Origin of the sequence: Rhizobium leguminosarum (assembly GCF_010668065.1) — a bacterium.
Classification (GTDB): Bacteria; Pseudomonadota; Alphaproteobacteria; order Rhizobiales; family Rhizobiaceae; genus Rhizobium; species Rhizobium leguminosarum_S.
On sequence record NZ_WUEN01000008.1, the window covers coordinates 280125 to 292853 of the forward strand.

At 61.8% G+C, this 12729-nt stretch carries 14 protein-coding genes; 3 read left to right on the forward strand and 11 right to left on the reverse strand.

The annotated features are described in order from the left end of the window. Positions 1-143 precede the first annotated feature (143 nt). A complete protein-coding gene (locus GR198_RS22570; protein WP_164048030.1) occupies positions 144-2252 on the forward strand; it encodes a mechanosensitive ion channel family protein in 2109 nt (702 codons plus the stop codon). A gap of 6 nt (positions 2253-2258) precedes the next feature. On the opposite strand, the gene GR198_RS22575 is transcribed toward GR198_RS22570, so the two are convergent. After that, positions 2259-2636, reverse strand: coding sequence for a DoxX family protein (locus tag GR198_RS22575; protein ID WP_164069598.1), 378 nt, complete (start codon positions 2634-2636; stop codon positions 2259-2261). A gap of 236 nt (positions 2637-2872) precedes the next feature. Here GR198_RS22575 and mprF point away from each other — a divergent pair, with 236 nt between their 5' ends. Continuing rightward, a complete protein-coding gene (mprF, locus tag GR198_RS22580) occupies positions 2873-5476 on the forward strand; it encodes a bifunctional lysylphosphatidylglycerol flippase/synthetase MprF (protein WP_164024169.1) in 2604 nt (867 codons plus the stop codon). Further along, the gene (locus tag GR198_RS22585; protein WP_164069599.1) at positions 5473-6855 is read left to right on the forward strand and encodes a virulence factor family protein; all 1383 of its coding nucleotides are present in this window, start codon (positions 5473-5475) and stop codon (positions 6853-6855) included. Before mprF ends, GR198_RS22585 begins: the two co-directional genes overlap by 4 nt. A gap of 87 nt (positions 6856-6942) precedes the next feature. Here the strand turns inward: GR198_RS22585 and GR198_RS22590 are convergent, their stop codons facing one another. The 10 genes from GR198_RS22590 to ruvC all read right to left on the reverse strand — a co-directional run bounded on the left by GR198_RS22590 (position 6943) and on the right by ruvC (position 12619). Beyond that, positions 6943-7506: a DinB family protein gene (locus GR198_RS22590; protein ID WP_164069600.1), complete on the reverse strand. Its 564-nt coding sequence runs from the start codon at positions 7504-7506 to the stop codon at positions 6943-6945. A gap of 90 nt (positions 7507-7596) precedes the next feature. Continuing rightward, complete coding sequence (locus tag GR198_RS22595) at positions 7597-8109, reverse strand: NUDIX hydrolase (protein WP_164069601.1); 513 nt, start codon at positions 8107-8109, stop codon at positions 7597-7599. Between the two features lie 7 nt (positions 8110-8116). After that, positions 8117-9019, reverse strand: a complete 903-nt coding sequence (locus tag GR198_RS22600; RefSeq protein ID WP_164024166.1) for a metallophosphoesterase — start codon at positions 9017-9019, stop codon at positions 8117-8119. Continuing rightward, on the reverse strand, positions 9020-10060 hold the full coding sequence (gene ruvB / locus GR198_RS22605; RefSeq protein ID WP_017968121.1) for a Holliday junction branch migration DNA helicase RuvB: 1041 nt from the start codon (positions 10058-10060) through the stop codon (positions 9020-9022). After that, entirely contained in the window at positions 10057-10455 is a 399-nt protein-coding gene (locus GR198_RS22610) for a PIN domain-containing protein (protein ID WP_017968120.1), read from the reverse strand. The genes ruvB and GR198_RS22610 overlap by 4 nt, the downstream gene beginning before the upstream one ends. After that, positions 10452-10712, reverse strand: a complete 261-nt coding sequence (locus GR198_RS22615) for an AbrB/MazE/SpoVT family DNA-binding domain-containing protein (RefSeq protein ID WP_003542754.1) — start codon at positions 10710-10712, stop codon at positions 10452-10454. The genes GR198_RS22610 and GR198_RS22615 overlap by 4 nt, the downstream gene beginning before the upstream one ends. A gap of 54 nt (positions 10713-10766) precedes the next feature. Beyond that, a complete protein-coding gene (gene ruvA / locus GR198_RS22620) occupies positions 10767-11381 on the reverse strand; it encodes a Holliday junction branch migration protein RuvA (protein WP_003552546.1) in 615 nt (204 codons plus the stop codon). 13 nt (positions 11382-11394) lie between these two features. Then, complete coding sequence (locus tag GR198_RS22625) at positions 11395-11811, reverse strand: type II toxin-antitoxin system VapC family toxin (protein ID WP_029871961.1); 417 nt, start codon at positions 11809-11811, stop codon at positions 11395-11397. Further along, positions 11792-12055, reverse strand: coding sequence for an AbrB/MazE/SpoVT family DNA-binding domain-containing protein (locus GR198_RS22630; protein WP_003552542.1), 264 nt, complete (start codon positions 12053-12055; stop codon positions 11792-11794). Before GR198_RS22630 ends, GR198_RS22625 begins: the two co-directional genes overlap by 20 nt. Positions 12056-12109: 54 nt before the next feature. Beyond that, on the reverse strand, positions 12110-12619 hold the full coding sequence (ruvC, locus tag GR198_RS22635) for a crossover junction endodeoxyribonuclease RuvC (RefSeq protein ID WP_029871962.1): 510 nt from the start codon (positions 12617-12619) through the stop codon (positions 12110-12112). Positions 12620-12729: the final 110 nt, after the last annotated feature.

Genomic DNA, 12729 nt, shown 5'->3' on the forward strand with positions numbered 1-12729 from the left:
GATCGACGGTCCGGCCGCTCCGCCTGCCTTCCCGAACGATCTTCGTCTCCATCCTCCTTGCTGGCGGCAGCGGTCGAGGCTATCGATGCTGTCGAAAGACGTTGGCCGTGCATCGGCGGTCGGCGGCCCATCGGAGGACGGCAATGAAGCGTGGCATGGCAGGGATCTCCAGGATCGTCCTATTCTGCATAGTGGCGCTGTCGGCGCTTTTTTCGGCAGTCTCGCCGGGTGCTGCGCAGAACCCGCCCGCGGCTCCTGTTACGGCAGGTCCACCGGCCGAAGTGCGTCAGATGATGGAGCTGATGCAGACGCCTCAGGTCAAGCAATGGATGTCGACGCAGATGACGGCGGCGCCTGCGAGGGATGCGGCGGCCGGCGACCAGATGTCGGTGCTCTCAGGCCTGCTCCAGCATGCCCGCCGGCACGTCTCAATGGTCTCCGATGCGGCGATGGCGCTGCCCTCACAGGTCGGCCATGCTTCTTCGCTGTTTTTCGGCGAGATCGCCGCCGCCGGCTGGCCGCGCATGATGGCGCAGTTTCTGGCGATTTTCCTGCTTGGCACCATCGTCGAGCGCATTGCCCGCTATGCCTTTCGCCGCCGCCGCCAAGCGGCACAGATGGCGGGCATGCACCTTGCCCCGCGCGTCATCCCGGCACTGATCTTCGCCATGGCGACGGCGCTTGCTCTTCTCAGCGTCAGCTGGCCGCCGGTCAGCCAGAGCATCGCGATCGTTTGCGTTGTCGCGCTTGTGGTCCAGCGCTTCACGATTTGCCTCGGCGGTGTACTGGTCGATCTCATCGGGCTGGCGCGGGTGGAGGAAGAACGGCAGGGTATCACTGATCCGATCATGCCGGCGCGCGCGGTTGCATTCTTCTGGTATCGGCGCTGTGCGACTTTCGTCATCTATTTCATTTTCGGCTGGGCGGTGATCCAGTCGATGGAGCCGCTCGGTTATTCCTCGAGCGTGCGGCTCCTCGTCGGCTATATCCTCGGCATCGGCCTGTTGTTGATTGCGATCGAGGCGGTCTGGTCGCGGCCGCAGAAGGACGAGAAGCGTGGTCACGGTACATCCTGGGCGCTCACCGTCTATTTCCTCTTGCTCTGGAGCCTTTGGGTCGCAGGCTTCAACTGGCTGCTCTGGCTCGGCATTTACGTGCTGCTGCTGCCGCGCGTGCTTGCCGTCTCGACGATTGCGGTAAAATCGCTGCAGCAGACCGAAGCGAGCTTCCTCGCCACGCGCCGCATTGCAGCCGTGCTGCTCGATCGCGGCGTGCGGGCGCTGATCATTGCCGTTGCCGCCATCTGGCTTGGGCATATGCTCGGCGTCGGCGCCGACACGATGGCTGCCGGCGAAACGATGATCGACAAGATCGCGCGCGGCGTGATCGGCGGCATCGTCATCCTGCTTGCCGCCGATCTGCTCTGGCATGTCATCAAGGCCTATATCGACGGCAAGCTGCTCGATTCATCCGTGGATGGCGGAGCAACGGATGAGGAGAAGGCCAAGCGCGCGCGGATACAGACGCTGTTGCCGATCTTCCGCAATATCCTTGCCGTCGTCATTGCCGTCATCGCCGTTCTGATGGTGCTCTCCGGCCTCGGTATCGAAATCGGGCCGCTGATCGCCGGCGCCGGTGTCGTCGGCGTGGCGGTCGGTTTCGGCGCGCAGACGATCGTCAAGGACGTCATCAGCGGCATGTTCTATCTCTGGGACGATGCCTTCCGTATCGGCGAATATATCGAAAGCGGCAGCCACAAGGGCGTGGTCGAGGCCTTCAGCCTGCGCTCGGTCAAGCTCAGGCATCATCGCGGACCGCTGACAACGGTGCCGTTCGGCGAACTCGGCGCCGTGAAGAACCTCAATCGCGACTGGACGATCGACAAGATCAGCCTCAACGTCAAATACGACACCGATCTCGTCAAGGCGAAGAAGGTGATCAAGCAGATCGGCCAGACGCTGCTCGAAAATCCGGAATTCGGTCCTCATATCATCGAGACGCTGAAGATGAAGGGTGTCGAGCAGTTCGGCGAATTCGCCATCGAAATCCGGCTGTCGATGATGACGAAGCCCGGCGAGCAATTCGTCATCCGCCGCAATGCGCTGGCGATGATCCGCAATGCCTTCCAGGAAAACGGCATCGAATTCGCCGTGCCGACGGTGCAGGTGGCGGGTGATCGCGACGCGGAGGTGGATGCTGCCGTCGCGCGCTACGCCGCGCATGCGCGGGCGAGCAGCGAACCGGCGGCATGAACCGCTTCACATTGCGCCGGCGGCTGCGATCAGCAGGCCGCCGATGATCGCCAGGTTGTTTTTCCAGGTATTGATCGCGCTGTCGCGCGCCGTTCCCTGCATGTCCCAGAAATTCAGCAGCATGACGGTGGCGGCCAGCGTGAAGACGATGAGACCGAATGCCGCTGCCGCGACGAACAGGCCGAACATCAGCAGGATGCCGGCGACGATCTGGAACATGCTGCCCAAGACCAGCACCCATTTCGCAAAAGGAACGCCGCGGGCTTCGATCGCCTCGGTCAGCGGCACGATGACGAAAAAATGATGAATGCCGCCAGCGACATAGAGGCCGCCGAGCAGCAGGCGGCCGAGGGCAAGCATCACGAAGGCCGAACCATCCTGCATATCGAACCTTTCTCCCGCATCTCAACTCTCCATCGAGCGCAAGGCTCTGCCGAAGCTTACGAAAATGCAATGTGCTGCGACGCCCGCCTGCGCAAATTCGCCCCAATTGAGGATGATTGAGGCGCAGGCGGCGGGGCTGGGTAGCGGCGGCATGGCTTCATAGAGCTTATATGCCTCTCATGTTACGTCATCTGAAATGATTCCCGCCAAGCTGGCAGTTACAGCAGGGTACGAGAATGTCGGGGCACGGCAATTTGGAAGAGATTGAAGAAACGGACGGGTTTTCTTTTGGCGGGCTATTCAGACGGTACAGAACGCCGCTGTTGGCAGCCGCGTCACTCGTGGTCTTCTGCCTCGTCGGTTACGCGATCATGCAGCTCACCAACGAGGTGCGCTATGACGACGTCGTCGGTGCGCTGGCCGCCACCAGGCCGAGCGCGATCCTGCTTGCGTTGTTCTTCACGGCGCTCAGTTTCCTCGCGCTGATCTTCTACGATCTCAACGCCATCGAATACATCGGCAAGAAGCTGCCCTTTCCGCATGTGGCGCTGACGGCGTTCAGTGCCTATGCCGTCGGCAATACAGCCGGTTTCGGCGCGCTTTCGGGTGGTGCGATCCGCTACCGCGCCTATACCCGCCTCGGGCTCTCGCCGGAGGATATCGGCCGCATCATCGCCTTCGTCACGCTGTCCTTCGGTCTCGGGCTTGCGGGTGTCGCAGCAATCGCCCTCATCGTCATCGCCGACGAGATCGGCCCGCTCGTCGGCGTGAGCCCTTTCCTTCTGCGGCTGATCGCCGGTTCGATCGTCGCCATTCTGGGCGCGGTGATGATTATCGGCCGTGACGGGCGTGTGCTCGATCTTGGCCCTGTAGCAATCCGCCTACCGGATTCGCGCACCTGGTCGCGCCAGTTCCTCGTCACAGCCTTCGATATCGCCGCCTCGGCGTCCGTGCTCTATGTGCTGCTGCCGCAGACGGCCATCGGCTGGCCGGTCTTCCTCGCCGTCTATGCAATCGCCGTCGGTCTCGGCGTGCTCAGTCACGTCCCGGCCGGGCTCGGCGTGTTCGAGACCGTGATTATCGCCTCGCTCGGCAGCGCGGTGAACATCGATGCCGTGCTCGGATCGCTGGTGCTCTACCGGCTGGTCTACCATGTGCTGCCGCTGTTGATCGCTGTGCTCGCCGTCTCGGCGGCGGAGCTGCGTCGTTTCGTCGACCATCCGGCCGCCTCCAGCATGCGGCGCATCGGCGGACGGCTGATGCCGCAGCTGCTGTCGGCTCTCGCACTGCTGCTCGGCGTCATGCTGGTGTTTTCGAGCGTCACGCCGACGCCCGACCAGAACCTCGAATTCCTCTCCAACTATCTGCCACTGCCGATGGTCGAAGGGGCGCATTTCCTCTCCAGCCTGCTGGGGCTGGCACTCGTCGTCGCCGCGCGCGGTCTCGGCCAGCGGCTCGACGGCGCCTGGTGGGTGGCCGTGTTCTCGGCGCTTGCCGCGTTGACTTTGTCGCTGCTGAAGGCGATCGCGCTCGTCGAAGCCGCTTTTCTCGCCTTCCTCATCTTCGGGCTCTTCGTCAGCCGCCGGCTCTTTACCCGTCAGGCCTCGCTGCTCAACCAGGCGCTGACGGCGTCCTGGCTGATGGCGATCGCCGTGATCGTCGTCGGCGCCGTCGTCATCCTGCTCTTCGTCTATCGCGACGTCGAATACAGCAACCAGCTTTGGTGGCAGTTCGAATTCACCGCCGAGGCGCCGCGCGGGCTGCGCGCCGTCCTCGGCATCACCATCATCTCGTCGGCGATCGCCGTCTTCAGCCTGCTCCGGCCGGCAAGCTTCCGGCCGGAGCAGGCGACGGACGAGGCGCTGGCGCGTGCCGTCGAGATCGTCATGAAGCAGGGCAATGCCGATGCCAATCTGGTGCGCATGGGCGACAAGAGCATCATGTTCTCGGAAAACGGCGATGCCTTCATCATGTATGGCCGGCAGGGCCGCTCCTGGATCGCACTGTTCGATCCGGTCGGCGACCATCGCGCCGTGCAGGAACTCGTCTGGCGTTTCGTCGAAGCGGCGCGTGCCGCCGGCTGCCGCGCCGTGTTCTACCAGATATCGCCGGCGCTGCTGTCCCATTGCGCCGATGCCGGCCTGCGCGCCTTCAAGCTCGGCGAACTGGCGGTGGCCGATCTCAGGACCTTCGAGATGAAGGGCGGCAAATGGGCGAACCTTCGCCAGACGGCAAGCCGTGCCCAGCGCGACGGGCTGGAATTCGCCGTCGTCGAACCGCAGGACGTGTCTTCGGTCATCGATGATCTAGCCGCCGTTTCCACGGCCTGGCTCGAGCATCACAATGCCAAGGAAAAGGGCTTCTCGCTCGGCGCCTTCGATTCCGATTATGTCTCCTCGCAGCCGGTCGGCATCCTGAAAAAGGACGGCAGGATCGTCGCCTTCGCCAATATCCTCGTGACCGAATCCAGACAGGAGGGCACGATCGATCTCATGCGCTTCTCGCCGGACGCGCCGAAGGGCTCGATGGACTTTCTCTTCGTGCAGATCATGGAATATCTGCGAGGGCAGGGTTTCACTCACTTCAATCTCGGCATGGCGCCTCTCTCCGGCATGTCGAAACGCGAGGCGGCGCCCGTCTGGGACCGTATCGGCAGCACCGTCTTCGAACACGGCGAGCGCTTCTATAACTTCAAAGGCCTTCGGGCATTCAAATCCAAGTTTCATCCGCACTGGCAACCGCGCTATCTTGCGGTCTCAGGAGGGGGCAATCCGATGATCGCGTTGATGGATGCGACATTTCTGATTGGGGGCGGATTGAAAGGGGTAGTGAGAAAATGATCAGGACAATCCTTCTTGCCACGGCATGCGCCTGCATGCTCGCGACCGCACCGGCGACCGCCGCCGAGGAGACCACGCAGAGCTTCGAAACCGGGCTCATCCCGTCGCCGCACATCTTCCTGCCGGAAGGGGAGGTGAAGGGCACGGTGATGCTGATCTCGGATGCCGCCGGCTGGGGCGACTATGAGAAGGGCGAAGCCGACAGGTTGGTCGCCGAAGGTGCCGTTGTCATTGGCGTCGACTTTCCATCCTATATCCAGGCGCTCAGCCGCTACGACGTCAGCCTCAACGACGGCTGCGTCTACATGGTGTCGGACATCGAATCGCTGAGCCAGCAGGTGCAGCGTGCGACCGGCAACAACGCCTATCACCTGCCGATCGTCGCCGGCATCGGCGAGGGCGGGGCCTTGGCGCTGGCGATCGCCGCGCAAACACCGGATGCGACGATCGGCCAGACACTTGCCGTTAATCCGGTCGCCGGCATTCCGCTTGCCAAGGAGCTTTGCACGCCGGCGTCCAAGCAGGTGGTCGGCGAACGCACGGTCTATGGCCTCAGCGACGGCGTCCTGCCGGACCCGATCATTACCATCTTCACGCCTGATGCCAACAAGGATGGCCGGGCGCATGCCGAGGCACTGAAGAAGGCCCATGACGATCTCGAGATCCGCGATTCCACCGACGATGCGCAGACGGCATTTGCCGATACGCTCGACGATCTCGTCACCGCCTCCGGCGCCTTCGGCAACCCGCTTGGCCTGCCGCTGGCGGTGCTCGAGGCGACGCCCGCCCTCGACACGATGGCGGTAATCTATTCCGGCGACGGCGGCTGGCGCGACATCGACAAGGAGGTCGGCGGCACGCTGCAGAAGGAAGGTATTCCGGTCGTCGGCGTCGATTCGCTCCACTATTTCTGGAAGGAGCGCAAGCCGGAGGAGACAGCCGCCGATCTTTCGAAGATCATCGATTTCTACCGCAAGCAGTGGAAGGTGAAGCACGTGCTGCTCGTCGGTTATTCCTTCGGCGCCGATGTCGTGCCCGCCACCTACCAGCTCCTCAAGTCAGCCGAAAAGTCGGCGGTGGCGCAATTGTCGCTGCTGTCGCTTTCGCACCAAGTCGACTACGTCATCTCTGTTCTCGGCTGGCTCGGCCAGAAGACGGAAGGGGCGGGAGGCGACCCCGTCGGCGATCTGAAGAACATCGATCCGAAGCTCGTGCAATGCATCTACGGCAAGGACGACGATGACGATGTCGCTTGTCCGGCGCTGAAGGATAGCGGCGCCGAGGTCATCGAACTGCCCGGCGATCATCACTTCGACGAGAATTACGACCTTCTGACGAAGACGATTATCGACGGGCTGAAGAGACGGCTGCAGAATTGATGCATGTCGCCCAAAACCGTGCAGCGGTTTTGGGACCACGACAGGCATCAGATAGAGACTTAAAGCGCTCGCGCCCTGCAGGACGCGCTAACGCATCAGCGTTTCTTCGCTCCAGCCGAGCGCGGCGAGTTCGCTGCCGCGGAACCGGGCATCGTCGGCAATGATGAATTCGTCGAGTTGCGGCGGAGCGACGCTGGTGCCGGAGAGCATCGCATGCACCTGCCCGCGATGATGGGTCTGATGCTGGAAGAGGTGGCCGAGCACGTCCTCCATCCGCTCCTCTTGGATGCGGTCGCCGCGATGGAGGCTGATGGTCGAGGTGAGCCTCTCCGGCGTCAGGGCCTCGCAAAGCGCCGTCAGGCGCTGATCGACCTTCGCCTGCGCCTCTGCCAGCGAGGAAACGTCATCGAATGGTTCGTCGACCTCGAAGGCCTTGAGCCCGAGCGTGCCGCCTTCCAGGCCGTCGATATAGAACCAGTCGACGGTGATGATATGGTTCAAGGTTTCCTTGATCGAGGGGAAGAAGCTGGTGCGTGGTGCTTCGAATTCGGCGGGCTTTAGAGTCGCGCAGGCCTGAAGCAGGCGGCGGTTGGCGAGAGCGTTGTTATAGGCAAGTTTGCGGAATGACCTGACAGGATCGAAGGTTGGCATCGGCGCATCTCCTCTCTAAGCGCTTTTGGCGACAGCACGGGCACCTTTTGAGGCGCGCAAAGGGCGCTGTAACACCTTGAATTGCCTGCGTCAGTCTTTGCCATCGAGATCGCCGTCCCGCCAGACGAGATGACGTGGCACAACGGGAAGGGTTTCGATTTCATCGGCGATGAAATAGGGCGGGATGTCGAGTGCGGTCAGGGCACTACGCGTTGCCGGCACCCATTTGAACTCGAGATGGTTGTCGCCGTCCTCGACCCGATGGATGATCTCGCCGGACAAGAAGGGGAATTCCGGTGGAAGGTCCATCAGGTAATAGAGACAGAGTTCATGCCAGTCGCGCTGTTCGTAGCGGAAGAAGTTCTCGACGATCCACAGCAGCCGATGGACGGTCACTTCAACGCCCAGTTCCTCCACCATCTCCCGTTTCAGCGTTTCCTCCGACGTCTCGCCGATTTCCGCCCTGCCGCCTGGAAAGGTCCAGAAGGGCTCATGCACGGCGCGATGGACGAGCACGTGGCCGTCGCGAAAGCCGAGGCCGGCGATGCGATAGTTGAAACGCTCAGCGCCCGCATTCAGGCGGATGAGAGTGCGCTTGGCCATGCCATTCTTATCCAAGATCGATCACGACAATTTCCGGCGGCACGCCGAAGCGCACCGGTGCGATGGAGCAGCCGAGGCCACCGGAAACGATGATATTACGCCCCTCCTCGATCATATGGCCATAGGCGTAGCGGTTGCCGTAACGCGAGGGGACGATTGGCGAACGGCCGAGGAAACGGATCTGTCCGCCATGGGTGTGGCCCGATAGCGTCAGCGACACGCGCTCCGGCACGCGCGGAAAGATATCGGGTTCATGGGCAAGCAGGATGGCGGGCGCATCGTCCGTCACCTGAGCCATCGTTCCATCGAGATCGTCGAGGCCGAGCATCTGCGTGCGGCCCCACTTCCGGCCGGGCAGCAGCGCCAGCTGATCTTCGAGGCCTGCGAGCCAGAAGCCGCGGCCATCCTTTTCGAGCCGAACGGCGCGGTTGCCATAGACCGGGATGCCGACGTCGGCGAGGGCTCGGTGTCCGAATGTTTCCATCCCGCCGTTCTTCTGGGCGGTCCTGTCCTCCCACCAATCGTGGTTGCCCATGACCGCATGGACGCCGAGAGGGGCCTGCAAGGTGGCGAGCGCCTTCGACCATTGGCTCGAATGCACGTACTGCGTCACCATGTTCATGCCGGCGGCATAATCGCCGAGCAGGACGGTGACATCGCCTTCGAGTTCATTCGCCCTACGGCAGATCGCGGCAATGCGGCCTGCCGACATCCAGGGTTCGCAGGCATGGAGATCGGCGAGCGCAACGACGCGGAGCTTGAGCCCCGGGGTCCATCCCGGCGGCGTCAGCTGATAGCGGGTGATGGCGAGCCGCGCGAGCGGTTCATAGGCGAAGGCATAACCACCAAGCGACATGACGCCTGCGATACCGCCGCCAAGAACCTTGAAAAATCCGCGGCGGGTGATCACTCAGTTGTCCTCCTGGAACAGCCGGAACTGCGCAGCCTCCATATCCTTGGGTGGTTGCATTCCCAGATGTTTCCACGCGATTGCGGTCAGAACACGGCCGCGTGGCGTGCGCTGGATGAAACCCTGCTGGATCATATAGGGCTCGATGATGTCTTCGATCGCGTCTCGCGGCTCGGAAAGGCCGGCGGCGATGGTTTCGATGCCGACCGGGCCGCCGCCGAAATTGACGGCGATCATGTTGAGGTAACGTTTGTCGAGCTGGTCGAAGCCGACATTGTCGACCAGCAGACGGGTCAGCGCCTCGTCGGCGATCTCGCGAGTGACGGCTTCCGCTCTTGCCACCTCGGCGAAGTCGCGCACGCGCCGCAGCAGCCGGCCGGCGATGCGCGGGGTGCCGCGGGCGCGTCTTGCGATCTCGCGGGCGCCCTCCTCGGTGATCGGCAGGTTCATCAGCCGCGCGCCGCGGCGCACGATCAGTTCCAGCTCCTCGACGGTGTAGAAGCTCAGGCGCACCGGAATGCCAAAGCGGTCGCGCAGCGGCGTCGTCAACAGGCCGAGGCGGGTGGTGGCCGCCACCAGGGTGAATTTCGACAGGTCGATCTTCACCGAGCGAGCGGCAGGCCCTTCCCCGATGATGAGGTCGAGCTGGAAATCTTCCATGGCCGGATAGAGGATTTCCTCGACGGCCGGATTGAGGCGATGGATCTCGTCGATGAAGAGCACGTCGCGCTCCTCGAGATTGGTGAGCAGGGCAGCGAGATCGCCGGCCTTGGCAATAACAGGGCCCGACGTCGAGCGAAAGTTGACGCCGAGCTCTTTGGCCATGATCTGCGCCAGCGTCGTCTTGCCGAGGCCGGGCGGACCGACGAAGAGCACATGGTCCAGCGCTTCGCCGCGGTTTTTCGCCGCCTCGATGAAGACCTTAAGATTGGCGCGCGCTTCCGCCTGGCCGGTGAACTCGTCCAGCGATTGCGGGCGCAACGTGATATCAAGGTCTTCGCCCCGCTTTTCCGGCGATATTAGGCGGGCGGATTCGCTCATGTCAAAAGTTCCATTCCAGGTATGGTTTTTGCGGCTTGGGCATCGAATGTCCTGGTTGTCACGCAGCCCGCATCACGATTACGAAGGGCGATGAAGACATCTGCAAATTCTGCATTCGTCCGCACCATGATTGCGAGCGTCTCCTCGACTACTCTTTCATCTTCAAGGATCAGGTCGGCCGAGTCCAACAAGTCCGAAATCGCCTCCATGATCTGTTCTCTCTTCAGCTTGATCCGTTGCCTCAAGAACCACGCGCATTCCATCAGCGTGATGCAACTGATATAGCCGGGTGCCGTATCGGACAGGCTCGCGAAGAGCGTTGTAACCTTCTCCGTCTGGACGACATCGTCCTTCAGGAGGAAGCGCAGCATAATATTGGTGTCGAGGCCAATCATCTTGCACTAATCACGTGATCGGCGATGGCTTCCCCAATCGCCTCGTCCATTTGCGTCAAAGTGATCGTCGGTCGGTTCGGATCGTGAAATTTGCCTGCAAGGTCGATGGCGCGCTTGTTTTTGGCTTTCATGATGATTTCGCCATCGCGATTGATGTAGCGGATCCTGTCGCCGGACTTCAGATTTAGCAATTCACGAACTTCAGCCGGAATTGTTGTCTGGCCCTTCGATGTCATCGTACCGTAGTAGATATTCATGCGGATCTCCTTACCATTCGAGTTTAGTAAGGAATTGCCATATATTCAAGGAGGTCACCGCGCCAGTTCCTTCAGCCCCAACCTGATCAGCTTGGCGCTGTCGGCGCCATCGCCCGCCGTCTTCATGGCCGCGGCAATCGCGTTCGCCGCCTGGTCGCGGGAGTAACCGAGATTGGTCAGCGCGGAAACCGCATCGGCGACAGGCGCGGCCGCGACGCCTTCGCCGAGTTCCTGCTTGAGAGCGATATTGATCGCTTCGCCGGCAAAGGCAGGCGCCCGGTTCTTGAGTTCGGTGACGAGGCGCATGGCCACCTTGGGACCAACGCCCGGCGCACGGGAGACGGCGGTGCGATCCTGCAGGGCGATCGCATTGGCCAGTTCGCCTGGGGTCAGCGTCGAGAGCACGGCGAGCGCCACCTTGGCGCCGACGCCCTGAACGCTCTGGAGCAGGTTGAACCATTCCCGCTCCAGCGCGGTCATGAAACCGAAGAGCTTCAACTGATCCTCGCGCACATAGGTTTCGATAAACAGCACGCAGGCCTCGCCAGCCGAGCCAAGCTTGGAAAGGGTGCGGGCCGAGCAATGGGCGACGTAGCAGACGCCGTGCACGTCGACGAGCACATAGTCTTCGCCGATCTCGTCTATGGTGCCTTTCAGCTTGCCGATCATGGGTCGCGGTCTCTCAAGGATGCGTTTCGGGAGAAATGATGTCCAATTCAGGGAAATAGGAGCGGTAGCGCGCGCCATCGCGCGTCAGAAGGCGGTGCGATCGAACGAGGGCGTGCGCCCCGATGAAAAAATCCGGCAGGGTGCGATCGCGCAGGCCGCCGCTTCTCCGGTACTGCGCGTGGGCCATGCCGGCCCGGTACGCGGCGGGAAACGGCAGGGACTCGCGGATCAGGTTCAGCCGCGACAGGAGAAATGCAAGGGTTTCCTCGCGCGGGGTCATGCTTGCCAACTCCGCCCAGACGACCGGTGTCATGATGAATTGCGAATCCGGACGCAATATGCTCAACGCCCGCGCGGACCATTCCCTGAAAGGATTATCCGGCCCGAAAATATCGATGAAGATGTTCGTATCAACGAGGACTGAGGTCATCACGTGGTCCCCTCAACCATTCCATGAATTCATCGGTCGTCATGCCGCTGGTGTCGAGGGTCCCGCTCATACTGCCGAGCCAGGATTCAAAATCGTCCTGTGATGGCTCTATCCTGCTGGATAGGACAACGAGGCGGGCACCCTTTTCATCGGCAACGAAATCCACCTCGGATCCGGGGCCGATCTTCAAACGGTCTCGGATGTCCTTGGGAATGGTCACCTGGCCTTTTTCCGTCACGCGCATGGTAATACCTCCGAGGTATTACTTATCATCGAATGGGAACAAGTCAAGAACAGACTAGCCGGTCAGCGCCTGCCGCATCCGGTTGCTGCCGCGATTATGCGCATGGCAGATGGCGATCGCCAGGGCGTCGGCGGCGTCGTTGCCCTTGAATTCGACCTTCGGCATCAGGATCTTCAACATCATGTGGATCTGCTGCTTTTCGCCGTGGCCGACGCCGATGACGGCCTTCTTCACGGCGTTCGGGGCATATTCGGAGACCGGCAGCCCGGCGCGCGCCGGCACCAGCATGGCAATGCCGCGGGCCTGACCAAGCTTCAGGGTCGCCACCGCATCCTTGTTGACGAAGGTCTGTTCGACGGCCGCCTCATCCGGCTTATAGCTGTGGACGATCTCCGCCAGGCCGTCGTGCAATTGGCAAAGGCGGGAGGCAAGGTCCATGTCGCCGTCGGAGGTCACGGTTCCGGATGCCACAAACCGCAGGGAATTGCCTGATGTCTCGATGATTCCCCAGCCGGTGCGGCGAAGCCCGGGATCGATACCGACGATGCGAATCGTGTTTTGCATGGTTCAACCTATAGCGATTGCGAAATAACTGCCATTGATATGTGAACAAAACAAAAACATTCCGGGATTTCGGCCCTGCCATTTACCGCGAATTAAAACAGATGCCTGAA